At 51.4% G+C, this 23,938-nt stretch carries 18 protein-coding genes and 7 tRNA genes; 8 read left to right on the top strand and 17 right to left on the bottom strand.

Annotated features, from left to right (window positions below; genetic code table 11):
- The first annotated feature begins 528 nt into the window (after nt 1–528).
- Nucleotides 529–816 carry a DUF4224 domain-containing protein gene (locus K0J45_RS19800; RefSeq protein ID WP_350355024.1) on the top strand — a complete coding sequence of 96 codons (288 nt, stop codon included), beginning with the start codon at nt 529–531 and terminating at the stop codon, nt 814–816.
- A gap of 18 nt (nt 817–834) precedes the next feature.
- Entirely contained in the window at nt 835–1,845 is a 1,011-nt protein-coding gene (locus tag K0J45_RS09255; protein ID WP_258406803.1) for a tyrosine-type recombinase/integrase, read from the top strand.
- Between the two features lie 85 nt (nt 1,846–1,930).
- Here K0J45_RS09255 and K0J45_RS09250 read toward each other — a convergent pair.
- From K0J45_RS09250 to K0J45_RS09200, 11 genes are all read right to left on the bottom strand, one after another.
- Nucleotides 1,931–2,017, bottom strand: a tRNA-Leu gene (locus K0J45_RS09250).
- Between the two features lie 39 nt (nt 2,018–2,056).
- Nucleotides 2,057–2,130 (bottom strand) — tRNA-Cys (locus K0J45_RS09245).
- 12 nt (nt 2,131–2,142) lie between these two features.
- A tRNA-Gly gene (locus K0J45_RS09240) sits at nt 2,143–2,218 on the bottom strand.
- A 140-nt stretch (nt 2,219–2,358) separates the two neighbouring features.
- Nucleotides 2,359–2,916 carry a CDP-diacylglycerol--glycerol-3-phosphate 3-phosphatidyltransferase gene (pgsA, locus tag K0J45_RS09235; RefSeq protein ID WP_011865624.1) on the bottom strand — a complete coding sequence of 186 codons (558 nt, stop codon included), beginning with the start codon at nt 2,914–2,916 and terminating at the stop codon, nt 2,359–2,361.
- 47 nt (nt 2,917–2,963) lie between these two features.
- Nucleotides 2,964–4,793 carry an excinuclease ABC subunit UvrC gene (gene uvrC / locus K0J45_RS09230; RefSeq protein ID WP_220045055.1) on the bottom strand — a complete coding sequence of 610 codons (1,830 nt, stop codon included), beginning with the start codon at nt 4,791–4,793 and terminating at the stop codon, nt 2,964–2,966.
- 31 nt (nt 4,794–4,824) lie between these two features.
- Nucleotides 4,825–5,469: a UvrY/SirA/GacA family response regulator transcription factor gene (uvrY, locus tag K0J45_RS09225; protein ID WP_220045265.1), complete on the bottom strand. Its 645-nt coding sequence runs from the start codon at nt 5,467–5,469 to the stop codon at nt 4,825–4,827.
- A gap of 269 nt (nt 5,470–5,738) precedes the next feature.
- Nucleotides 5,739–6,908: a 2-methylaconitate cis-trans isomerase PrpF gene (gene prpF, locus K0J45_RS09220; protein WP_220045054.1), complete on the bottom strand. Its 1,170-nt coding sequence runs from the start codon at nt 6,906–6,908 to the stop codon at nt 5,739–5,741.
- Nucleotides 6,909–6,966: 58 nt separating this feature from the next.
- On the bottom strand, nt 6,967–9,555 hold the full coding sequence (gene acnD / locus K0J45_RS09215) for a Fe/S-dependent 2-methylisocitrate dehydratase AcnD (RefSeq protein ID WP_220045053.1): 2,589 nt from the start codon (nt 9,553–9,555) through the stop codon (nt 6,967–6,969).
- An 86-nt stretch (nt 9,556–9,641) separates the two neighbouring features.
- Nucleotides 9,642–10,766 (bottom strand): bifunctional 2-methylcitrate synthase/citrate synthase, encoded by a 1,125-nt coding sequence (gene prpC, locus K0J45_RS09210; RefSeq protein ID WP_220045052.1) that lies wholly within the window; start codon nt 10,764–10,766, stop codon nt 9,642–9,644.
- A gap of 101 nt (nt 10,767–10,867) precedes the next feature.
- Nucleotides 10,868–11,746 carry a methylisocitrate lyase gene (gene prpB / locus K0J45_RS09205; protein ID WP_220045051.1) on the bottom strand — a complete coding sequence of 293 codons (879 nt, stop codon included), beginning with the start codon at nt 11,744–11,746 and terminating at the stop codon, nt 10,868–10,870.
- Between the two features lie 12 nt (nt 11,747–11,758).
- Complete coding sequence (locus tag K0J45_RS09200; RefSeq protein ID WP_011865617.1) at nt 11,759–12,427, bottom strand: GntR family transcriptional regulator; 669 nt, start codon at nt 12,425–12,427, stop codon at nt 11,759–11,761.
- A 566-nt stretch (nt 12,428–12,993) separates the two neighbouring features.
- On the opposite strand from K0J45_RS09200, the gene K0J45_RS09195 reads away from it, so the two are divergent.
- Together K0J45_RS09195 and fabA are read left to right on the top strand one after the other, a co-directional pair.
- The gene (locus K0J45_RS09195) at nt 12,994–14,703 is read left to right on the top strand and encodes a S16 family serine protease (protein WP_220045050.1); all 1,710 of its coding nucleotides are present in this window, start codon (nt 12,994–12,996) and stop codon (nt 14,701–14,703) included.
- A 67-nt stretch (nt 14,704–14,770) separates the two neighbouring features.
- Nucleotides 14,771–15,286: a bifunctional 3-hydroxydecanoyl-ACP dehydratase/trans-2-decenoyl-ACP isomerase gene (gene fabA, locus K0J45_RS09190; protein WP_144199071.1), complete on the top strand. Its 516-nt coding sequence runs from the start codon at nt 14,771–14,773 to the stop codon at nt 15,284–15,286.
- A 58-nt stretch (nt 15,287–15,344) separates the two neighbouring features.
- Here the strand turns inward: fabA and rmf are convergent, their stop codons facing one another.
- The 5 genes from rmf to rlmKL form a co-directional block, all read right to left on the bottom strand.
- Entirely contained in the window at nt 15,345–15,521 is a 177-nt protein-coding gene (gene rmf, locus K0J45_RS09185; protein ID WP_011865614.1) for a ribosome modulation factor, read from the bottom strand.
- A 185-nt stretch (nt 15,522–15,706) separates the two neighbouring features.
- On the bottom strand, nt 15,707–17,560 hold the full coding sequence (locus tag K0J45_RS09180; RefSeq protein WP_220045049.1) for a DUF3466 family protein: 1,854 nt from the start codon (nt 17,558–17,560) through the stop codon (nt 15,707–15,709).
- Between the two features lie 24 nt (nt 17,561–17,584).
- A complete protein-coding gene (locus K0J45_RS09175) occupies nt 17,585–19,504 on the bottom strand; it encodes an ABC transporter ATP-binding protein (protein WP_220045048.1) in 1,920 nt (639 codons plus the stop codon).
- Nucleotide 19,505: 1 nt separating this feature from the next.
- Nucleotides 19,506–19,742 (bottom strand): glutaredoxin family protein, encoded by a 237-nt coding sequence (locus tag K0J45_RS09170; RefSeq protein ID WP_144199065.1) that lies wholly within the window; start codon nt 19,740–19,742, stop codon nt 19,506–19,508.
- Complete coding sequence (rlmKL, locus tag K0J45_RS09165; RefSeq protein ID WP_220045047.1) at nt 19,735–21,870, bottom strand: bifunctional 23S rRNA (guanine(2069)-N(7))-methyltransferase RlmK/23S rRNA (guanine(2445)-N(2))-methyltransferase RlmL; 2,136 nt, start codon at nt 21,868–21,870, stop codon at nt 19,735–19,737. The genes K0J45_RS09170 and rlmKL overlap by 8 nt, the downstream gene beginning before the upstream one ends.
- 270 nt (nt 21,871–22,140) lie before the next feature.
- Between rlmKL and K0J45_RS09160 the strand changes: the two genes are divergently transcribed.
- The 4 genes from K0J45_RS09160 to K0J45_RS09145 all read left to right on the top strand — a co-directional run bounded on the left by K0J45_RS09160 (nt 22,141) and on the right by K0J45_RS09145 (nt 22,589).
- Nucleotides 22,141–22,217 (top strand) — tRNA-Met (locus K0J45_RS09160).
- Between the two features lie 47 nt (nt 22,218–22,264).
- Nucleotides 22,265–22,341, top strand: a tRNA-Met gene (locus K0J45_RS09155).
- A 47-nt stretch (nt 22,342–22,388) separates the two neighbouring features.
- Nucleotides 22,389–22,465, top strand: a tRNA-Met gene (locus K0J45_RS09150).
- A 47-nt stretch (nt 22,466–22,512) separates the two neighbouring features.
- Nucleotides 22,513–22,589: transfer RNA gene (locus K0J45_RS09145), tRNA-Met, on the top strand.
- A gap of 798 nt (nt 22,590–23,387) precedes the next feature.
- Here K0J45_RS09145 and K0J45_RS09140 read toward each other — a convergent pair.
- On the bottom strand, nt 23,388–23,921 hold the full coding sequence (locus tag K0J45_RS09140; RefSeq protein ID WP_011865609.1) for a cell division protein ZapC: 534 nt from the start codon (nt 23,919–23,921) through the stop codon (nt 23,388–23,390).
- Between the last annotated feature and the right edge of the window lie 17 nt (nt 23,922–23,938).

Raw genomic sequence — 23,938 nt, 5'->3', positions numbered from 1 at the left:
TTTAGGCCATTGATTGCTTTGATTCTACCGCCACTATGCACTTCACATCCCCCCTCACTTAAACGTAAGCTAACAACATAGCGCCCTTCAGGAGTTTCTCATAAAAGTTTTCATTTACGTTGCTGGAGTTACCAAAATATGATTTTGCTAGCGATTTGCAGGGTATCTAGCAACTTGGCGTACAATCTGTGCCTGTCGCGATAAACCCACGACATGATAGCACTAAGTCAGGGTAGGTGTAGTTTTTATGTAAGTCTGAAAGCATAACGGCACATCATCGCACAACCAACATTTGCTACTGAATTTTAAAAAGAACACAGATATTAGCTATTATTTATATCTGATAATAAAATGCCTAAGCCTTCTAAACCAATTATTTAAAAACTTAATCAATCCTTAGGCGACCCCACATAATAACAACCCATAATATCCGGTATCAAATAAAAGTTAATTGTTATTATAAAAAATACACCCGTAAATGTTTGACAAAAAACAAATAAATGTGTTTGATGCGTTGACATTATTAAAATGAATCGCTATAAATTCAGCACAAATAACAAACAAGAACATTTGACATATAGACGGGAGAATATCATGAGTAACAAACCACCAGAAATGACACTATTAACAGAAAAAGAAATTGAATTAATAACAGGAGCTAAGAATCCCTCGAAACAAATCTTCATCCTAACTAAATACAGAATAAATCATATAGTCGATATACATGGGAGGCCGAGACTAACATGGCACCAGTTAAATCACCCCTTGAAATCGCAATCATATAAAGAACTTCCAGATTATTCTAGCTTGCAATAAAAAACAGGAGAATTAATTATGAGTGGAGTACGAAAAAACAAAAGCGATTACTCACTGCCAAGACGAGTTTATCGTGGAAAAAGTGCTTATGAATGGAGACCAAAAGATGGAGGTGCTATTAGACTATGTAGTCTTGACGCTTCAATTTCTGAAGTTTGGTATTGCTGGGAAAAAGCAGTCAATAGCGCAAATGAAGATTCTACTGTGGCGGGTTTAATCTCGCTATTCTTCCAAAGTGCGGATTTTGAAGCGCTAGGTCAAGAAACCCAAAGGGATTACCACAAATACTCAAAGAAAGTTTTAAAAGTATTTCGCAAAGTACACGTTGACGATGTAGAACCTCGCCACGTCAGGCTCTATATGGATAAACGTGGAATAGCTAGTCGAGTTCAAGCGAATAGAGAACATGCATTTTTGAGTCGCTGTTTCCGATATGGCTACGAGCGCGGGCTATGTAAGATAAATCCTTGTCAAGGCGTTCGTAAATTCAAGGAGACAAGCCGAAAACGTTATGTTACAGACGCAGAATACCAAGCGCTCTATAGTTATGCATCAGCAGTGGTCAAAGTTGCTATGGAATTGGCGTACTTATGCTGTGCAAGACAAGGCGACATCCTAAAGATGCGTACTTCTCAGCTGCTTGAAAACGGAATTTTCATTGCCCAGAGCAAAACTGGCACCGAGCAAATCAAACTCTGGTCACCACGGCTACGGGCAGCGATCGAACTGGCTAAATCTTTACCCCAACCAGGAGTTAGTTCCACTTTCGTTGTATGCAAAGAGGATGGCAGCGCCTGGTCAAGAGATGGCTTCATTAGCCGATGGGCAAGAGATAGGAATACAGCAAGGAAAGCTACCGGCCTTGCATTAGACTTTACCTTTCACGACCTTAAAGCCAAAGGCATATCCGACATCCCGGGTACACTGGAAGAAAAACAGGCGATCTCTGGACACAAATCAGTTGGACAAACGGCTCGGTCTGACAGAAAAGTTAAGGAGGTTTCGAGCGTTGACAGCACACAAAAATAGCTGCGATGTTCGGAAATTATCTTCGGAAAATGTTCGGACCAGATAAAGTAGTATGCATCTACTCAACCTAAGCCATTGATTTAAATGGTACCCGAGGACGGACTTGAACCGTCACGCTGTTACCAGCGAGGGATTTTAAATCCCTTGTGTCTACCAATTCCACCACTCGGGCAAAGTGTGTTCTACCGCATACTTGCACTAAAACATAAAGTGGAGGCGCGACCCGGAGTCGAACCGAGATCGACGGATTTGCAATCCGCAGCATAGCCATTCTGCCATCGCGCCTTAGGTTAAGATTGGAGCGACATATCGGGTTCGAACCGATGACCTATACCTTGGCAAGGTATCGCTCTACCAACTGAGCTAATGTCGCTTACTTCATCTTATTCCGCGTCAGAGTCTTAACAAGCTTTCCCCTGACTGCGGATTGGCATTCTACCGATTTACCCTCAAGTGTCAACGCCCTATTTCACCTTAATGCACTGTTTGAACACTAAGTGATCGCATTGCATTTTAATTGTTCGATTCGTCTGTGAGATCCGCCCAGGCCGCCATAATGTAGCTCACCATGGACCAAAACGTCAGGATAGCCGCCACGTAAAACAGTGCCATCGCCGTGTAAGTCAGAAACTCGTTAGGCTTCCAGATAAGGCCTATGATGGCCACCATCTGCGCCGCCGTCTTATACTTGCCTATCCAGGACACGGCAACCGCGCCGCGCTTGCCGATCTCGGCCATCCATTCACGCAGTGCTGAGATCACTATCTCACGGCCAATCATAAACAGCGCCGGCAGGGTCAGCCAGATACTCTTATATTCGGCCACCAAGAGCACCAACGCCGTGGTCACCATGATCTTGTCGGCAACAGGGTCTAAGAATGCACCGAAACGGGTCGATTGCTGTAATTTTCGCGCCGCGTAGCCATCTAGTGCATCGGTCACCGCCGCCAGCCAAAATACGAACGCAGCCGCAAAGGGTGACCAAGTGTAAGGCACATAAAAAAGCACTACAAAAACAGGTAGTAATATTAATCTAAAAAATGTGAGAGCTATCGGTACATTAAACGGCATGTGAAAACCAATTATCTAAAAGCAGCGCCAATCTTGCCTTAATTTTCTCACCCTCGCAACGCATCATGTATTGTTTGTGCCATTTCTAGGCTAATGCCCGGCACTTTAGACAATTGCGCTACGCTGGCCCCCTTAACCTGCTGTAAACCACCTAAGTATTGCAGCAACGCCTTACGACGCTTAGGTCCCACCCCAGGGATAGACTCGAGCGTCGAGGTATTGCGGGTCTTCTGACGTTTATTGCGGTGGCCGGTTATCGCGAAACGGTGTGACTCGTCGCGAATATGTTGGATCAGATGCAGCGCGCCGGAATCTGCCGGTAGACTAAAGGCCACCTCGTTCTCGCCATAGATGAGGGTCTCGAGTCCAGGCTTACGCCCCTCCCCCTTTGCCACACCTATGAGCGTCGGCGCCACATCCAGGTGAGCAAACTTTTCATTTACCACCTTCTGGGCGATCCTCAACTGTCCCATGCCGCCGTCGATAAAGAGGATGTCGGGGATCTTGCCGTCTGCCTCTATCTTATCGAAGCGGCGACCGATCGCCTGTTTCATCGCCGCATAATCGTCACCAGGGGTGATGCCTGAGATATTATAGCGGCGATATTCCCCCTTGCTCGGCCCTTCGCGATTAAACACCACACAGGAAGCCACAGTGCTTTCCCCCATGGTATGGCTGATATCGAAGCATTCCATGCGATTGATCGCCTGACTCTGCTCCAGCGCCTCCTCTAGCAACAGGAAACGCTCCTCGACGGTATTCTGGTGGGACAGACGTGTCTCTACCGCATTCTTGGCGTTAGCATCGGCGATACGCAGGAAACTCGCGCGCTCGCTACGCACCTTGGTCTTGATCAGCAGGCGTCTATTGGAGGCCTGGGCAATTGCCTCCTCGAGCTCATGGATATCTTCAAACTCGTGGCTGACCACTATCTCTCTCGGCAGCGTGCGCTGACTGTCGACATTAAGATAAAACTGCAACATGAAGGCGCGCAGCACCTCGCTGACCTCAGTCTCGTCCGGCACGCTAGGATAATAGCTGCGACTGCCGAAGATCTTACCGTTCCGAATAAACAGCAGATGGAAACAGGCGATGCCCGAGGCGTAGTAGGCGCCAATCACATCCATGTCGCCTGAGTCGCTGGACACCTCCTGCTGCTCGGCGACGCGGCGAAGCGCACTGATCTGGTCACGAAAACGGGCGGCATCCTCATAATTGAGATCCATAGCCGCCTGCTCCATCTTGCCCACCAGGGTGGCGATCACCTGTTGGTCCTTGCCCCGCAGAAACAGGCTCGCCAGCTTTACCTGCTCGGCGTAATCTTCATCGCTTATCTTACCCACACAGGGGGCGCTGCAGCGGGCGATCTGATACTGCAAACAGGGACGGGAGCGCGCCTTATAGTAAAGATCGTCACACTGACGGATAGGAAACAGCTTCTGCATCAGATGCAGGCTTTCGCGCACCGCGCCGCCATTGGGATAGGGACCGAAATAGTGCCCCTTCTCCCGCTGAGGCCCGCGGTGATAGGCGAGCCTTGGATGACGATGGCCGCTCAGGAAAATATAGGGATAAGACTTATCGTCTCGAAGCAGTACATTATATCTGGGCATGTACTGCTTGATGTAATCATTTTCCAGGATCAGCGCGTCGGTCTCGCTGGGGGTCAGGGTCACATCGATATTGGCGATGTGAGACACCAAGGCCTGAGTCTTGACGTTGGGCAGATTACGTCTGAAATAGGAGCTGAGGCGCTTCTTGAGATCTTTGGCCTTGCCCACATAGATAACGACCCCCAGTGCATCGTACATGCGATAAACGCCGGCAGAGGAGGAAACGGTTTTTAAAAACTGGGTCGCATTAAAGCTATCTGTCACATCGAGGCCATAAAAGTCACGCGGGTTAACACTAGAACTGGCCGGTATCCAACATCTTGTAGCGGATCGCCAATCGGGTCAGCTCGACATCGCCGCTGATCCCAAGCTTGGCAAACAAACGATAACGATAGCTGTTGACCGTCTTGGGGCTCAGATTGAGCTGCTCAGAGATGTCACTCACACGTTCGCCATTGGTGATCATCATCATGATCTGCAGTTCGCGCTCAGACAAGGACTTAAACGGATTTTCTTCCGACTGGTTGAACTGACTCAGAGCCATCTGCTGGGCAATCTCCGGCGACAGATAACGCTGGCCGTGTGCCACCTGACGGATAGCCTGTATCACCTCGGGCGGCGTCGCTCCCTTGGTCAGATAACCTGAGGCGCCGGCCTGCATCACCTTGGTCGGGAAAGGATCTTCGGTATGTATGGTTAAGACGATGATCTTGGCGTGGGACTGATAGCGCAGGATCTTACGGGTCGCCTCGAGTCCGCCAATGCCAGGCATATTCATATCCATCAGGATCACGTCAGCCTCGTTATTACGGCACCACTGCACGGCAGATTCGCCATCCCCTGCTTCGCCGACAACCTTGATACCGCGCTCATCCTCTAGGATGCGGCGGATTCCTGTTCTTACTAACTCATGGTCATCAACTAAAAATACAGAAATCAACTTCAATCTACCCTTCAGCTAATACTCGGCCCACATAGACGGCATGTCGGCAACAGATTGTAATTTATCCCAAATGGGGTTAAGAAGAAAGCGGAAATTAAGTGCAACTAAGCATATGAATTATAAGTGAACTATTTTTATCCGCTGGGAAGCTTAAGGGACAATTATAGCACTCAAGCATGAGTCTCCAGTGCCCTTCATACTAAAGCACTAGCATTTGAAAACGAAAAAGGATGCCGAGGCATCCTTTTTATTGAGTGAATATTGTCTTACCCCAAGGACTCGGGCACGCAAACCCAGCCTTGCATCAGCACGCGCGCGCTGCGACTCATGCTGACTTTTTCGACCTGCCAGCGACCATCTTGCTCGCTTGCCTTGGCGCCCACCTTGAGGGTGCCAGAGGGGTGACCGAAACGCACGCTCTCACGGGCCTGCCCGCCGGCCGCCTGATTGACTAAGGTGCCGGGAATCGATGCCGCCGTGCCTATGGCTACCGCCGCGGTTCCCATCATGGCATGATGCAGCTTACCCATAGACAGCGCCCGCACATGCAGGTCTATCTCATCGGCTGCGATCTGCTTACCGCTGGAGGAGGTATAGGCCTTAGCCGGCGCCACAAACGCAATCTTGGGCGTGTGTTGACGACCTGCGGCCTCATCGAGAGACTGAATCAGCCCCATCTGCAAGGCGCCGTGGGCGCGAATGGTTTCAAAGCGCTCAAGCGCCGCGGCATCGCCGTTGATCGCCTCTTGCAGCTCAGTCCCCTCGTAGCCCAGCTGCTCCGCCTTGAGGAAGATAGTAGGGATACCGGCATTGATAAAGGTGGCATCGAAGACAGGTTCGCCCGGCAACTCCAGCTTGTCGACCAGATTACCCGTAGGGAACATATCTCCCTCGCCATCGGCCGGGTCGACAAACTCCACCAGCACCTCTGCCGCCGGGAAGGTCACCCCGTCGAGCTCGAAATCCCCCAGCTCCTGCACTTCACCATCCACCATAGGCACATGGGCGATTATGGTCTTGTTGATATTGGCCTGCCAGATCTTCACCACGGCTGTGCCGTTGTCTGGGATCTTCGCGCTATCCACCAAGCCCTGGGTGATGGCGAAGGCCCCCACCGCCGCGGTCAGGTTACCGCAGTTACCGCTCCAATCGACGAAAGGCTTGTCTATGGCCACCTGACCGAAGAGGTAATCCACGTCATGATCATCGCGTAGACTCTTATCCAGAATCACCGTCTTACTGGTGCTGGATGTAGCCCCGCCCATGCCATCTGTCTGCTTGCCGTAAGGATCTGGACTGCCGATCACCCGAAGCAATAAGGCATCTCGGGCCGGGCCCGGCTGCTGGGCATTTAAAGGCAGATCCTTTAACGCAAAAAAGACACCTTTGCTGGTGCCGCCGCGCATATAGGTTGCCGGAATTTTCATCTGTTTCATTGGCTTATCCTTTAAGAAGCGGGCAAGGCATAATCGCCCTACCCGCTATTGACTGCCCTTAGGCGTTCGCTTCGAGGAAGTCCTGCGCGAAGCGCTGCAACACACCGCCTGCCTGATAGACAAGTACCTCATCGGCGGTATCCAGACGACAGGTCACAGGCACCTCGACACGCTCACCGTTTTGACGGGTGATCACCAGCGTCAGATCTGCCCTAGGTGTCGGCGAGCCAATCACATCGAAGGTTTCACTACCGTCGATGCCATAGGTGTGACGGTTTTCACCGGCCTTGAACTCCAGCGGTAGTACACCCATACCCACCAGGTTAGTACGGTGAATACGCTCGAAGCCTTCGGCGACAATCGCCTCAACCCCAGCCAGTCTCACCCCTTTGGCCGCCCAGTCACGGGACGAACCCTGACCATAGTCGGCGCCGGCGATGATGATCAGCGGCTGCTTGCGATCCATATAGGTCTCGATCGCCTCCCACATACGCATCACCTCACCTTCTGGCTCTAGGCGAGTCAGTGAGCCTTGCTTAACTTCACCGTCCACCAACGCCATCTCATTGATCAGCTTAGGGTTAGCAAAGGTCGCGCGCTGGGCAGTAAGATGGTCGCCCCGATGGGTCGCATAAGAGTTAAAGTCCACCTCGGGCAGACCCATCTTCGCCAGGTATTCGCCGGCGGCGCTACTGGCCAAAATGGCGTTTGAAGGCGAGAGATGATCTGTGGTGATGTTATCCCCAAGTACCGCCAGCGGTCGCATGCCCTTCAGGGTACGCTCACCGGCAAGCGCGCCTTCCCAGTAGGGAGGACGACGAATATAGGTACTCTGTGGACGCCAATCATACAGAGGGTTCACATCCTCTCCATAGTCCACCGCCAGGTCGAACATAGGGGTGTAGATATCCCTAAACTGCTGCGGCTTAACGCTCGCCTTGACGATGGCATCGATCTCTTCATCGCTCGGCCAGATATCCTTGAGGCGAATCGGCTCGCCCTTGTCATCATGACCTAAGATATCTTTCTCGATATCGAATCTGATGGTACCCGCGATGGCATAGGCCACCACCAGCGGCGGCGAGGCCAGAAACGCCTGCTTGGCATAGGGGTGGATACGACCGTCGAAATTACGGTTGCCCGACAATACGGCGGTAGCATACAAGTCTCTGTCGATCACCTCTTGCTGGATCACAGGGTCAAGAGCCCCGCTCATGCCGTTACAGGTGGTGCAGGCAAAACCTACGATGCCAAAGCCCAGTTGCTCAAGCTCAGGCAGAAGCCCTGCATCTTTCAGGTAAAGCTCGGCCACCTTAGAGCCAGGCGCGAAAGAGGTTTTCACCCAGGGCTTACGCACTAAGCCAAGCTCGTTGGCCTTCTTGGCGAGCAAGCCCGCTGCTATTACGTTTCTTGGGTTACTTGTGTTGGTACAGCTGGTGATGGCGGCGATGATCACAGCGCCATCTGGCATCAGCTTCTCATCCTGCTCGACTACACCGGCGATGCCTTGACTGGCGAGCTCGCTGGTTGCCACGCGGCGATGCGGATTAGAAGGACCGGCGATATTACGCACTACGCTCGAAAGATCGAAGGTCAGTACCCTTTCATACTCAGCATCTTTCAGGCTGTCGGCCCACAGACCCGTGGTCTTGGCATAGTTTTCCACCAGCTTGACCTGCTCGCTATCACGACCCGTGATGGTGAGATAGTCGATGGTTTGCTGGTCGATATAGAACATACCCGCCGAGGCGCCAAATTCAGGGGTCATGTTGGAGATGGTGGCGCGATCCCCAAGGGTGAGATCCGCGGCGCCTTCACCGAAGAACTCGAGATAAGCTGAAACCACTTTCTCTTGACGTAAAAACTCGGTCAGAGCCAGCACGATGTCCGTGGCCGTGATGCCGCTCTGACGCTTACCCGTCAGCTCAACACCGACGATGTCCGGCAGACGCATGTAGGATGGGCGACCCAGCATGACGTTCTCGGCTTCCAGACCGCCCACGCCTATGGCGATAACGCCCAACGCATCCACGTGAGGCGTATGGCTGTCGGTACCCACAAGCGTATCGGGGAAGGCCACACCATCACGGGCCTGGATCACCGGCGACATCTTCTCCAGGTTGATCTGGTGCATGATGCCATTGCCGGGCTGGATCACATCAACATTCTTAAAGGCCGTCTTGGTCCAGTTGATGAAGTGGAATCTGTCTTCGTTGCGGCGATCTTCGATGGCACGGTTCTTCTCGAAGGCATCTTTTTCAAAGCCCGCATGTTCAACCGCCAGCGAGTGATCCACGATCAGCTGAGTCGGCACCACAGGGTTAACCTTGGACGGATCCCCGCCCTTCTCGGCGATGGCATCACGTAGACCAGCCAGGTCGACCAGTGCCGTCTGGCCGAGAATATCGTGGCAAACGACGCGCGCCGGATACCAGGGGAAGTCGAGATCGCGCTTACGATCGATGAGCTGACTCAGGGCGTCGTTAAGCAGTTCGGGCTCGCAGCGTCTTACCAGGTTTTCTGCCAGCACCTTAGCGGTATAGGGCAGTTTGTCATAGGCGCCTGCGCTTAAGGCCTCGACGGCGCTGCGGGTATCAAAGTAATCGAGCACGCTGCCGGGAAGCGGTTTACGATGTAAAGAGTTCATAAAATCATCCAAACGATTTAAGAGTTGAAGCAAGCAAACCAAAACAGCCCCTGAGCCTTGAAAGGCAGAGGGGCTGGTATCTAGGCTTATCTTTCGCTGATTGGCACCACTTTACGCGGCGCAGAGCCGATATAGTCCGCACTCGGTCTGATGATGCGGTTGTTGGCGCGCTGCTCCATCACGTGGGCTGCCCAGCCGGTCAGGCGCGAGCAGACGAAGATAGGGGTGAACAACTTAGTTGGGATCCCCATGAAGTGATAGGCTGACGCATGGAAGAAGTCGGCGTTACAGAACAGCTTCTTGGTGTCCCACATATACTCTTCACAGGCCACAGAGATATCGTAAAGAGAGGTATCGCCAAACTCTTTCGCCAGCTTCTCAGACCAGGCCTTGATGATCACGTTGCGCGGATCCGACTCACGGTAGATGGCGTGACCAAAGCCCATGATCTTCTCTTTACGCTCCAGCATGCCGGCCATCTGCACCTTGGCATCTTCTGGCGAGCTGAACTTTTGGATCATCTCCATCGCCGCCTCGTTAGCACCGCCGTGCAGTGGGCCGCGCAGCGAACCGATAGCACCTGTGATACAAGAGAACATGTCAGATAGGGTCGAGGCACACACACGTGCGGTGAAGGTCGATGCGTTGAATTCGTGCTCTGCGTAGAGGATCAGCGATACGTCCATCACGCGGCGATGTTGATCCGATGGCGTCTTGCCATTTAGCAGCTTAAGGAAGTGACCGCCTAGCGAGTCTTCGTCGGTCACGCAGTCGATCTCGACGCCGTTATGGCTGAAACGGTACCAGTAGCACATGATGGCTGGAAACGCCGCTAGCAGACGGTTGGCCGCCTTGTTTTGCTGGCTGAAATCTGTCTCTGGCTCTAGGTTACCCAGGAAAGAGCAACCGGTACGCATCACATCCATAGGATGGGCATCGGCAGGAATGCGCTGCAGCACCTCTTTGAGGGTCTGTGGCAGGTCGCGCATCGACATCAGTTCGCTCTTGTAGGCATCCAGCTGCGCCGCATTGGGCAACTCGCCATTAAATAGCAGGTAAGCAACCTCTTCGAAGGTGGCATTATCCGCAAGATCCGACACATCGTAACCACAATAGGTTAAACCTGAGCCTGATTTGCCCACTGTACATAACGCTGTTTCGCCAGCACTCTGTCCACGTAGTCCGGCGCCGCCTAATTTTTTATCTACCATAACGTCTTCCTATTATATTTTTGTCTATCCCTAGTACTGCATCATCTAGGTTGTAGGGGGTATGCTGTCAACCTGGCCCGCCCTTGGCGGGCCATGCTGTATTACTTGTTCTTACCTTCGGCAAACAGGCGGTCGAGCTTCTGCTCGTAGGCGTGATAACCAAGATAGTCATAGAGCTCCATGCGGGTCTGCATGGTATCGAGTACCGCCTTCTGGTCGCCGTCGCGCAGAATGGTTTGATATACGTTCTCTGCCGCCTTGTTCATGGCTCTGAAGGCGCTCAATGGATAGAGCACCATGGCCGCGCCCCACTGACCAAGCTGCTCACGGTTCCACAGCTCCGTCTGACCAAACTCTGTGATGTTGGCCAGAATAGGCACATCTAGGGCTTCGGCAAAAGCGCGGTAATGCTCTTCTGTCTTTACTGCCTCGGCGAAAATGCCATCGGCGCCAGCAGCCACATAGGCCTTGGCACGTTCGATGGCAGCCTCCAGTCCTTCCTGAGCGAAGGCATCGGTACGGGCCATGATGAAGAAGTCAGGATCCGTGCGCGCATCGACTGCCGCCTTTATACGATCCACCATCTCCTCAACAGAGACGATCTCCTTGTTAGGACGGTGCCCACAACGCTTCTGAGCGACCTGGTCTTCCATGTGCACGGCCGCGGCGCCCGCCTTCTCCATATCTTTGATGGTCTTGGCGATGTTAAATGCCCCGCCCCAACCTGTGTCTATATCCACCAGCAGCGGCAGATCGCAGGCAGAGGTGATGCGCTGCACGTCGACGATCACATCGTTTAGGGAGGTCATCCCCAGATCCGGCAGACCATAAGAGGCGTTGGCTACCCCGCCACCAGAGAGATAGATCGCCTTGTGACCGATCTGCTTGGCCATCATGGCCGTGTAGGCATTAATGGTTCCGACGATCTGCAATGGCTTGTTGTCGGCCAAGGCCTGACGGAATTTCTTTCCTGCGCTCATGCTCGCTTCCTCTTATGACTGAATTGATGAGAGTTTGTTTCTGATGTTGTTTCTTGAATAGGTGATATGTCTACGCATCAGCATCTCGGCCAGCTCCTGATCGCGATTGGCGATGGCCTGCACTATATGCCTGTGTTCGTCATAGGCGGTGGTGACTCTAGGCCCCGCCATGCCAAGCTGAACGCGGTACATACGCACCAGATGATAGATGCCGTCGAACAACATAGAGATAAGATGCTTATTCTTGCTGCCCAATATGATGCGGTAATGAAAGTCCACATCGCCGGCCTCTTGGTAATAGGATTCACCCTGTTTGACGTCTTGAAAATGGCTGACCAGCAGGGCTTCGAGCTCCGCTACCTCTTCATCGCTCATGTTCTTCGCCGCCAGTCGCGCGGCCATACCTTCGAGGGACTCGCGGATCTCATACAGGGCCAGCAGCCCCTCTTCACTGAGCGCCACCACTCTGGCGCCCACGTTGGCCCGACGCTCGACGATATGACAAGACTCGAGACGATTGATCGCCTCGCGGATCACGGCGCGGCTGACACCATAGGTTGTCGACAATTCTGTCTCGCTTAGCTTAGCTCCCGCAGCAATTACCCCTTCGACAATGTCTTGCCTGAGTTGATAAAAGGTTTTATCTGCCGTTGTCACGGGGGTTTGGCTATATCGAGTCATGATGAATGTGATCGCCGTCAAACAATTAGTTGTCGACAATATAGCCTTCACAATCGACTTTCTCAAGCTAAAACCGGAAAATTGTCGACAAAAAGAGGTCTATTTCGACTAAAGTCTTAATGCCTTGCATTTGAACGATTGACAAAACCCAACGAGGAAGCGGTCATTAAACAGGCAATTCGATTTGAATAAAGAGGGCTAATCGCTCTTATGAATCGGGCCGTTAATGCCTAGAAGATGTGACTTAGTGGTCAGTTCAAAGAGCAACTAAAAATGCTACCTGAACAACCTGATTGTCGACAAAATGTTTTATGAGAGGAAGTCATTAACCTCTATGGGAGTCGAATTCCAAGCTAAGCCTACATATTCTTCAGCACATAGGTCCACACATACGCCCACACTTACACCCACAAGAATGCGGACAGATAAACAGCCACATTTGACTATACGAAATTGAAACTCGCGCAAAACTATCGTGAAACTAGGTCAAAACTAACGCGAAAGTAAGTCGAGCCATCACCAAACTGTGCTAACATCAGCCCATGTTTCAATAATTCACCCCAGAAATGATCGCACATTCCATCGACGCTGCCGCTTTATCGCCCCAATTTAACTTACCTAAGGTTGACCAACTTAAGCCTAACTTACACAGTCGACTGCTTGGCCAGGAACGCACACTTGATGCCTTCAACCTATTAGCTAAGGCCTGCGGCCAGCATATGTATCTGGCCGATCAGAGCGGTATCGATAGGCTCGCCCTCATTTCAGCCCTGGTCGACTATCAGGGACACAGACCGACCCACTATCTTAACCGACTGGCACCAGACGCCAGCCTGGCATGGCAGACCGAGGCGGGTGATGAGTGCCTATGCAGCGCGAGTAAACCCTATCGCTATCTGAGCGGCGCCATTAAACGCCGGGATCTCATAGGTCATCTCGATGCCCACAATCCTAATGTCTATCATCCGGGCGCCATGGCCGACTGTGATTACCTGTTTATCTGCGCCGAATCGCTATGGAAACGCGAAGCCCTGTGGGAACTGGTAATGGAGGCTGCCCATCGCGGTGAATACCAGCTGCACTCTGGCTGGCCGACAATTCCCCTGCACAGCAAGATCATCCTGGTAGGCAGCAGCACCTTATATAGCGTCAGTTACCTGGAAGAGCGTAACTTTCCTGCGGCCTTTCCCCTACTGGGTGAGTTAGTGGATGAAATAGATCTCAATGAATTTAGCGAACTCGACTATGGCAACTATCTAGTCGAACTGGCAGAAGCCAACCAGCTCACGCTGGAACAGTCGGCGCTGGCGCCTTTGTTTAATTACAGTGCCCGCCTGGCAGAGCATCAGCGCCACCTGAGCCTTGAGACGCTGGGGATCAGTCAGCTCATGGTACAGGCCGCCCTCTACGGCAAGAGCAAGCAACTTAACGGCGAGAACATCGCCCTAGCCCTCGCCCGCCATCAGACGCGCCATAACGCTTCTCAGAGCCTGTCAGCCCAGAGCTTCGATGACAACTTCATCAACCTGCCGACCCAAGGTGCCATGATAGGTCAGATCAACGGACTGACCGTATTGGATGCCGCCGAATACACCTATGGTGAGCCGGCGCGGATCACTGCCGCCGTGCACTATGGCGACGGTGAGGTGGCCGATATCGAACGTAAATCGGAACTTGGCGGCAACATACACGCCAAGGGCTTGATGATCCTCACCTCTTGCCTCTACCGTATCTTCGGTAAGGATGCGCCGCTGCATCTTAATGCCAACATAGTATTCGAACAGTCATACCAGGAGATCGATGGCGACAGCGCGTCACTGGCAGAGTACTGCGCCCTGATGTCGGCCATTGCCGAGCAGCCAATAGAGCAAGGTATCGCCGCCACCGGCGCCATAGATCAGTTTGGCCAGGTACAGGCCATTGGCGGTGTTAACGAGAAGATCGAAGGCTTCTTCGACCTGTGTCAACGTAGAGGACTCACGGGCACTCAAGGAGTGATCATCCCAGCATCTAACGTGCAGCAACTCAACCTGGCGCCAGCCGTGATAGCCGCAGTGAAGGCAAAAGAGTTTCACCTGTACCAGGTCGAGCATACGGATCAGGCGGTAGCCATCTTGATGAACAAACCCGCCGGCAGCCGAGATGATAATGGTCAATTCCCCGAGGAAAGCCTGTATGGCATGGTACAGGCGCGATTAGAAGGACTCGCGGGTTACCCCGATGAAGAGCGATCTTTTTTTGCCAACTTGCTCCATAAACTGAAACTTTCTAGCTGATCGGAGTTGTTTGGCGTACACGTGTTAGCTAACCTTGGCGACTCAAATTGCTAGAGTGAAGTTAACAATGAATAAAGCAAACAGTTTCAGTAAAGAAGAATTAGTCGCCTGCGGGCACGGTAACCTATTTGGCGCCAACTCGCCTCGTCTGCCTATCGACAACATGTTGATGATAGACCGCATCACTAAGATCAACGATGACGGCGGTGAGTTTGGTAAGGGTGAAATTGTTGCTGAGCTGGATATCGATCCATCACTCTGGTTCTTCGGCTGTCACTTCGAGACAGATCCCGTGATGCCTGGTTGTCTGGGCCTAGACGCCATGTGGCAGCTGGTCGGTTTCTTCCTCGGCTGGGAAGGCGCCGAAGGTAAGGGCCGCGCACTGGGCGTTGGTGAAGTGAAGTTTACCGGCCAGGTGCTACCCGATGCGAAGAAGGTTACCTACAAGCTGACCATTAAGCGTAAGGTCTACAGAAAGCTGGTCATGGGTATTGCCGATGCGGTAATGGAAGTCGATGGACGTGAGATCTATTCGGCGACGGATTTAAAAGTCGGTATCTTTACCGATACCTCTAGCTTCTAAGCGATTTGCGATAGCTCATTTACGAAAATGCCCTCTTAACAGAGGGCAAACAGCTAAATCACTTGTTGAACAGGCCGCTGAGACGGCCATCGACGCCTTCGCGCCACCCTCCGAGCCAGTGTGATTTAGAGTCTAAAGTAGAATAAGGACAGTTATCCTTCGAGCGGCCACCTATCCCGGCCTGGAATCCCTTTGAAAAAGCTCTATCGAGACGATCTCTTTTTTGTCTTTTCATGCAAGCATCCTCTGTTCTCAAATCCTAAAGGCCGAAGCCTCATCCATAGAAATAGAACTTTTTCATCACGAGATCAATCAAAAATTCGCCTTTCGATAGGGTTATTTTTTAAACGCATGAGTTCCTTATTAATAAAAAATCGGGGCATAAGCCCCGATTTTTAGTTCGATAAGTTCTAACAACCCTTAGACCTGAACACGACGTCTCAACCAAACCAGCGGCAGCAGCAACAACCAGGCAAAACTGGCGGCGCCTTTACGCTCATATTTACCATTGCCCGAGTTATCTGTCTCTTCCACTTCACAGGCCGTACCCGATGTGGTCGGCTTTAGCACCACCATACGTGGCAGATAGGCGGTTACCGGCTGACCATTGGCATTGAGTGCAAATAACGGCTTACCATTCTCGCCAATCACCAGATTCCCCTTCTCATCATATTGATAGGAAGGCTTACGAATGAAGGCGGTGCCTACTATGGTGCCATCATCGTTAATGCTGTTAGCCTCGACGATGCGGATCTCGCTATCATAGTAAAGGGTCTTGCCATCACCGTCGACCACCTCTACCTGGTTGCGGGTCCACTTGCCGGCATCGTCTTTAACATAACCCTTAGATTCACAAACCAGGAGATCGTCGATAACGTTAAACTCATCGCTCGCCTTGTCATAGAGAAAGGCCCCCTTCATGCGTGGCAATTCTTTTTCGGCCGTCACTTCAATATCGCCCACAACCTGATCTTTGTTGTTAATATCACGTGGACGCGAACTGCGATCAGACATCACATTATAGAAGTCATTAGGTGTCACGAAGGTTGGATCTTCGGCGTTGGTGTCCAGATAGAAGAACTTATCGCGTGGATAGCCTTCTATGTATCTATGATAGCTACCGATCAGTATGCCATTGTCGTTGATATCATTGGCAACAGAGTACAGCTGATCGTTAGTCATCTTCACCCAGTGATATTGGTAATCACCCTGAGCATCTTTCTTCCAATAGGCGGCATCGAACGCCAACTTATCCTTGTTGTCGTTACGATAGACATGTGAACGGCCAGCTACTGTACCTTGGCTATTAACTCCAAGGCCTTGTGCGGTAAATACGTTATCAGAGGTTGACTCCAGTCCCAGCGGTAATTCTGTCGGCGTAACATCCGTGCCATCAAACTGCCACACAAAAGCGCGTGTCTGATAAATAATGCGGCGCACACTGTTGCTATCAGGATACTGGTCATTTTGCACACAGACATCGACGGGATAGGTCTCGCCATCAATACAACTGTCAATTCGAGATGCACTCGACTTAGCCAGATCTGTGGTCGCATAGCCGGTGATCAAGTTATTGTCATTGATGGCCGCCGCCACAGAGACCCCGCCCACAACTACATCGGTATCGTCTTTGCTGTAAACGGTATAGGGTGGTACCAAGGCAATATCTGTCCCTTCTGCAGTCTTGAGGAAGCCACGCTCCTCAAATTCACGGTAATACCAATATTCCTGATCTTGGTTATTGTCGTTGCGCTCGCCGGTAAACTCGGTTTTCTGCTCTGGAGCGGTATAGCTTCCTATCTTGACGCCATTATTGTTAATGCCATAGTAATAGGCATTGATCGAGTTAATGGTCTCAGGCTGATCCGCGTCGGTATCTTTCGGGTGTGTGGTGCCAAAAACCGAATCGAAGGTTGGGATCCAGCTGCCGCTGGCGCCATTGCCATCGGCATCAAAGGTAAAGTTGTTAGCTATGATGGGCAAGTTAATTGAATAAGACACCCGCTGCTCGGGTGGGATACCTTCTTCGATATCGATAGCACTGCCTGTCTCGTCGTCAACCTCGAGCTTCTTCTTACCCTTAGAGATCCCCACCATCTTATCTTGCTGATTGACAAACATGCCGTAGCCGTTGATGGTCGACTCTAAGGTACCATTAAGATCATAGTCTTGAATGTTCTGGATCTCATAGACAGGTGCAGCGTGAGCCGTCTGCAGCGCGGTGATCACTCCTGCTGCGACTAAAGAGATGGCTCTATCAAACTTCAACTTCATGTACTTTTCCTATTATTCTATCGTCTATTTGAGGGCTTCTAGCTCTTCCCAACGTTCGAAACACACTTCTAATTCCTGTTCCAGCTCTGCCAATTCATTTAATCGGCTACTGACCAGATCTTGTGCTTGAGTATAAAAATCGGGCTCATTGATAACTGCCTGCAAGCTTTCGATCTCAGCTTCGAGTTGCTCCATCTTGGCAGGCAAGGCATCGAGTTCTCTCTGTAATTTATAAGAAAGTTTCTTCTCTGCTTTACTGGCCGCCTTGGTTTCACGCTTAACCGGTTCTGCAACCTTGGGTTGGACAGCGTCCTTGGCAACTGGTTCCTCAGAATAAAATTTTGCCCCCTGGGACACGGCATCCTGGTAGCCGCCGACATATTCGCTCCAGCCGCCGTTACCGGTAAACCACCAGGAGCTGGTAACCGTGTTATCGATAAAGGCACGATCGTGACTCACCAATAACAAGGTGCCCTGATAATCGGTTAACAGCGACTCTAGCAACTCTAAGGTCTCGATATCAAGATCGTTTGTCGGTTCATCGAGAATGATCAGGTTTGCCGGCCTTAACAGCAGGCGCGCCAGCAATAATCGATTCTTCTCCCCACCGGACAGTGCCTTCACCGGCGTACGGGCGCGCATGGGTGAAAACAGAAAGTCCTGCAGGTAGCTTAAGATATGCCTGTCCTGACCATTGATAGTGACCGTCTTCTTGCCTTCACCTACGTTGTCTTCAACGGTTTTTTCCGGATCAAGCGCCTCACGGTATTGGTCAAAATAGGCCACTTCTAACTTAGTGCCCACCTTCACCTCGCCAGACTGAGGCGCAAGCTGACCAATCAACAGCTTGATCAGGGTCGACTTACCACAGCCGTTAGGGCCAATAAGGGCGATACGATCGCCGCGCATCACAGCGGTGGTAAAATTCTTTACCAGGTTCTTATCTGGCAGGTTGTAGTTGAGATCTTTGATATCAAATACCAGCTTACCCGAGCGCTCGGTATCGGCCACGGCCATCTTAGCGCCGCCCTGACGATTGATACGTTCCATACGCTCCATACGCAGCGCTTTAAGCGCGCGCACGCGGCCTTCGTTGCGGGTACGGCGCGCCTTGATCCCTTGGCGGATCCAGGCTTCCTCTTCGGCCAGCTTCTTATCGAACTGAGCGTTCTTCTCCTCTTCAACCCTTAGCCATTCTGCCTTGCCGTCTAGGTAGGTCTGGTAATCACCGGGCCAGGAGGTCACCACACCGCGGTCGAGATCCACGATACGGGTCGCCATGCGCTGAATGAAGCCACGGTCGTGACTGATAAAGACGATGGCGCCACGATAGTTAAGCAAAAACTCTTCCAGCCATTCGATAGTGTCGATATCCAGGTGGTTGGTCGGCTCGTCGAGCAGCAGCAGATCAGGCTCGCTCACCAGGGCACGCGCCAGGGCCACCTTGCGCTGCCAGCCACCAGACAGGCTAGCCAGGCTCGCATCGGCGTCCAGTCCTAGAAGTTCACAGGTCTGATTGATGCGGGTATCGAGCTGCCAGCCGTTGAGATGATCGAGATCCGATTGAAGACGTTCCATCTGCTTAAGCAGGCGCTCCATCTCCTGGGCGTCAACGTGGGCAACATCGTGAGACAGCTGATGATAACGCTCTAGCTTCTCACCCACCTCCTGTAAACCCGCCGAGATATAGGCGTAAACCGTGCCCTGCTCAGCCTTGGGTGGGTCCTGTTGCAGGCGGCTGACTTTAACATCTGTGGCGATGTTAAACTCGCCATCGTCGAGTAACACCTCACCGCCAATCACCTTCATCAGGCTCGATTTACCGGCGCCATTACGGCCCACGATACAGACGCGCTCGCCCGGCTCTATGGTAAAGTCGGCGTTTTGCAATAAGGGGGTGTAGCCATAGGCCAATGAGCCGTTATTAATACGAACCAGACTCAATTTATGCTCCTGTAAATTGTTGCAACTGCTCGCTGTCGAAAGGCCAGCCTAACTCGGCGTCATCGGCCCTACGCAGCAGCACTGGGATACGCACGCCATAGCGCTGCGCCAGTTGCTCGTCATCGCAGATATCCTGCAAGACAAAATCGATGTTCAGCGCAGTGATAAGCGCCTGGGCCTGCTCACACAGGTGGCAGGCATCGGTATGAAAAAGAATATAGCCGCTGGTCTTAGGCATGCTGAATCAACCAGGTGTTATGAATATGCGGATTACGCTTGTAATCCAGAGGTAACGTCTGCTTATCCAGGTTAGTGATCGACAAACCAAGGGCGCTGAGCACCTCGGTATCCATCTTAAATTTGCGCTTGTTGTTGGAGAACAGTATCTCCCCGCCCGGACGCAGCAGCTTCACCAGCGCGCTCAACAACTTGACGTGGTCGCGCTGCACATCGAAAGAATCTTCCATGCGCTTGGAGTTAGAAAAGGTCGGTGGATCGATGAAGATCAGATCATACTGTTGGTCACAATCATCTATCCACTGCAGGCAATCGCCCTGAATAAACTGATACTGCTTGCCTTTAAGGCCATTCAACTCGAAGTTGTCCTGCGCCCAGTTGAGATAAGTGTTAGACATATCGACCGTAGTCACCGACTTGGCACCCCCCAGGGCGGCGTGCACAGAGGCGCTGCCGGTATAGGCAAACAGGTTAAGCACGTCTCTGCCTTTCGACTTCTCACCCACTAGCTTACGGGTTAGTCTGTGATCTAAGAAGAGACCTGTATCCAGGTAGTCCTTCAAGTTGAGCTTAAACTTGGCGCCGTACTCTGTGGTAACCAGCTCGAGCTTAGTGGCATCCAGTTTCTGGTATTGGTTGGTGCCCTTCTGACGCTCACGAGTCTTGAGAATAATCTTATCGGGGTCGACACCGATGGCCTGCGGCAGCACCAGTAAGACATCGGTCAGACGACGCTTAGTCACCGCCTCGGGAATCGACTTAGGCGCCGAATACTCCTGGATCACCACATGATCCAGATAGATATCTACCGCTACATTGTACTCGGGAATATCGGCGTCATAGAGGCGATAGCTGTCTATCCCCTCGCGCTGAGCCCATTTGCTCAGCTGCTTATGATTCTTCTTGATACGATTGCTAAAGGCCGTGGCGACCTCGCTCACCTCACCGCCCTGGCTCAGCACCTGGCTAGGGTCAAGGCGACGGGTGCTGTTGGCATGCAGCGTATAGAGGTTAAAGGCACACTCGAGCGCGCCATTATACATCTTCATCTGCTTATCGGCTTTCAGCTTAAGGGCCGAGAGGAGTTCGATGTCGCTGTTGAGCACAGCTACCTGCCAGCCACCAAATTCGGCCTTGAGTTTATCACCCAGCTGATAGTAGAGCTGCAACAGCGAAGTGACATTGCCCAGACGCTCACCATAAGGCGGGTTGGTGATCAGATAGCCCTGCTCCACCGGCGGCGTCACATTGAGGGCGTTAGATACTGAAAACTCGATAAGCTCAGCAACGCCAGCGTTTTGCGCGTTACGCTTTGCCAAAGCGACCAGACGCGAATCGATATCAGAGCCATAAAACTTTATCTCACAACGCTTGGTACCGATAGAGGCGCGAGCCTTGGCCTCAGCGAGCAGCTCCTGCCAATCGGCCTCTTGATGGCGTAGCCAATGCTCGAAACCGAAACGGCGACGCTGCAACGCTGGGGCGATATCGCAGGCCATCATGGCCGCCTCGATCAATATGGTGCCGCTACCGCAGAATGGGTCGAGTAGATCTTTCGGTGCCTGTTGCCAGCCACTACGTACCAACATGTTTGCCGCCAGATTTTCCTTCAGCGGCGCCTCCCCCGTGGTGGAGCGATAACCGCGCTGATGCAGTGCAGGCCCAGAGAAGTTAATCCCTAAGGTAATTTGGCCGCGGCGATAATGAGCATCTATCTTAAAGTCGGCATCGACACGGGCCACATCGGGACGTGGGCAGCCATCGTCACGAAAACGGTCGACGACCGCATCTTTTATCTTAAGCGCGCCAAACTGTGAGTTCTTAATAAAGCCACCCACACCATGAAAATCTATGCTGAAGCTGCTCTTATTGGAGAAATGGGTCTGCCAGTCGATGCAGTAGGCCGCATTATAGAGCTGCTCGGGATTCTCACAGGGCCCCTTGTAGATCACCAGAATGATACGGCTGGCGAGTCGCGACCATAGGGTTATACGGTAAGCCAGATTAAGGGGCGCAGAGAAATAGACACCGGCAACGCTTTCCTTTATCTCGGCGGCGCCAAGCTCTGCCAGTTCCAACGACAGGGCGTACTCATAGCCTCTTGGGGCTGCGGCAAAAAAATTCAACATGGATAGATAGACACACTTCAAAAATCAATCCGTCATTATACCTTGTCCTCAGATTAAATGATAAAAAGTTCTGCCAAATGAAGGTTTAAAATTTCCTGGCTTGATCGATAAGGCAGCACATTGACGGATTAATAAACGCTTGACGCGAAATTCGTAATCGTTACTTGCATTGGCTCCGCCATGTCGATATAGTTCGCCCCGCTTTGACGCACTGAGTACTACACAGCAACTGAGCTGTTGGCGCAACAGGGGTTAGAGTAAACATCCGGACGCGGGATGGAGCAGCTTGGTAGCTCGTCGGGCTCATAACCCGAAGGTCGTCGGTTCAAATCCGGCTCCCGCAACCAATTTCTTTCGTAGCAAGAATCAAAACAACTACAGCGTTTCTTACGGACGCGGGATGGAGCAGCTTGGTAGCTCGTCGGGCTCATAACCCGAAGGTCGTCGGTTCAAATCCGGCTCCCGCAACCAATTTCTTTCGTAGCAAGAATCAAAACAACTACAGCGTATCTCACGGACGCGGGATGGAGCAGTTTGGTAGCTCGTCGGGCTCATAACCCGAAGGTCGTCGGTTCAAATCCGGCTCCCGCAACCAATTTCTTTCGTAGCAAGAATCAAAAGAACTACAGCGTTTCTTACGGACGCGGGATGGAGCAGCTTGGTAGCTCGTCGGGCTCATAACCCGAAGGTCGTCGGTTCAAATCCGGCTCCCGCAACCAATTTCTTATGTAAAAACTCTCCATTATCATTAGCTCCCTAACCAAGAGAAAAACGGCTCGTCGGGCTCAACTCTCTATACAAGCAGCGAAGGTCCACGGTTCAAATCCGGCTCCCGCAACCAATTTCAGATTTAGCCCCCTTTATATATATTCAAGCGTAGCTCGCCTGGTTCAACTCGCGATATGAGCTTCGAAGGTCGTCGACGGTATGCAGCCCAGTTCAAATCCGGCTCCCGCAACCAATCTCTTACGTAATCAATTCCCCTCTTTCCTATCTTAATCAAATGTAAAAAAGCAGTTTGGCTACCCGTCAGATTCAACTCTCAATGCTATCAGTAATCAGTAATCAGTAATTTGCAAAGACCTCTGACCTACTTCACCACGCTTAAAAACATTTATCAAAATCCAAGTCAATAAAGTCGCTACAATTGTAATTACCCCCTCACATTCACAAGCCTAAATATGTCTCTCTTTTAGACCTCTACCCAATGCGCCAACCAAAAAAATGTGATCACAAAATAGACAGCAAAGCATTATTGGTTAGCGAGTATTCATTTTCTCCATTGTGTTGCGCAGATGAATAAAATCAATAGTGCCTATTTGATGAGCACATAGCGGCTTAATCAAAGACGAGAAAATGAAGAAGAAAAATAAAGAAAAAGAGATGAGAAAACACTATGGATCGAAAAAATGATTTAGATTCGATCATCGCAATAAAATAAATAGATCAAGCAGCGGGCATGAAAATGGGGAGCAGTCGCTCCCCATCCAATTAATCTATTCTCGTTTTTAGCGTTATTAAGCCGCGGCTATCTGACGATTGGCCTTTAGCGGATGCAATCTATCGTTCATCACCTTAATGCAATCGAATTGACGCATCGCCTTACTGTCGCTCAAATGCAATTCTGGCGATAACAACATAACCAGGGATGCCTGAATGTTAGACTCGACCACTAGTACTTGCACCACCTCGCCTTGGCATTTCAACTGGAACACCTTGCCTAGTTCACTGTAAACACAGACGGCAGATGTCTCAAAAAACCAAGACTTAGGCATCTGAGGTTTTAATAGAAAATGTGCAGCCGTGGCGTTAAGCGCCAACTGTACCCTCACCGCGTCGGCTATATTTAATGACTTACCAATACGCTCAATAAACTCTATATAGAATTTGGCGTGCTCGACATTAAATTCCGTGGTGGCCAGGGCATCAGGAATAAGTGCTTTCGTTTTATAGGGAGTCAGAAATTCCATATCCGAACCTAACGAAACGCTTAAAACCCCATACGAATCGTTATATATCCATTGCCAATCCCTTTGTGGCATTAATAACATAACGTGTACCTATATAC

The sequence above is a fragment of the Shewanella alkalitolerans genome, assembly GCF_019457575.1.
In the GTDB taxonomy this organism is placed as follows: domain Bacteria; phylum Pseudomonadota; class Gammaproteobacteria; order Enterobacterales; family Shewanellaceae; genus Shewanella; species Shewanella loihica.
Note: the sequence above shows the minus strand (reverse complement) of the source record. Positions and strands in the feature narration are given on the sequence as shown.

Bases quoted from the DNA above. Each gene is read 5' to 3' on its own strand.
- K0J45_RS19800 (WP_350355024.1), top strand. From the start codon at position 529: ATGAATCGCTATAAATTCAGCACAAATAACAAACAAGAACATTTGACA.
- K0J45_RS09255 (WP_258406803.1), top strand. From the start codon at position 835: ATGAGTGGAGTACGAAAAAACAAAAGCGATTACTCACTGCCAAGACGA.
- pgsA (WP_011865624.1), bottom strand. From the start codon at position 2,916: ATGCCGTTTAATGTACCGATAGCTCTCACATTTTTTAGATTAATATTA.
- prpF (WP_220045054.1), bottom strand. From the start codon at position 6,908: ATGAAACAGATGAAAATTCCGGCAACCTATATGCGCGGCGGCACCAGC.
- acnD (WP_220045053.1), bottom strand. From the start codon at position 9,555: ATGAACTCTTTACATCGTAAACCGCTTCCCGGCAGCGTGCTCGATTAC.
- prpC (WP_220045052.1), bottom strand. From the start codon at position 10,766: ATGGTAGATAAAAAATTAGGCGGCGCCGGACTACGTGGACAGAGTGCT.
- prpB (WP_220045051.1), bottom strand. From the start codon at position 11,746: ATGAGCGCAGGAAAGAAATTCCGTCAGGCCTTGGCCGACAACAAGCCA.
- K0J45_RS09200 (WP_011865617.1), bottom strand. From the start codon at position 12,427: ATGACTCGATATAGCCAAACCCCCGTGACAACGGCAGATAAAACCTTT.
- K0J45_RS09195 (WP_220045050.1), top strand. From the start codon at position 12,994: ATGATCGCACATTCCATCGACGCTGCCGCTTTATCGCCCCAATTTAAC.
- fabA (WP_144199071.1), top strand. From the start codon at position 14,771: ATGAATAAAGCAAACAGTTTCAGTAAAGAAGAATTAGTCGCCTGCGGG.
- rmf (WP_011865614.1), bottom strand. From the start codon at position 15,521: ATGAAAAGACAAAAAAGAGATCGTCTCGATAGAGCTTTTTCAAAGGGA.
- K0J45_RS09180 (WP_220045049.1), bottom strand. From the start codon at position 17,560: ATGAAGTTGAAGTTTGATAGAGCCATCTCTTTAGTCGCAGCAGGAGTG.
- K0J45_RS09170 (WP_144199065.1), bottom strand. From the start codon at position 19,742: ATGCCTAAGACCAGCGGCTATATTCTTTTTCATACCGATGCCTGCCAC.
- rlmKL (WP_220045047.1), bottom strand. From the start codon at position 21,870: ATGTTGAATTTTTTTGCCGCAGCCCCAAGAGGCTATGAGTACGCCCTG.
- K0J45_RS09140 (WP_011865609.1), bottom strand. From the start codon at position 23,921: ATGTTATTAATGCCACAAAGGGATTGGCAATGGATATATAACGATTCG.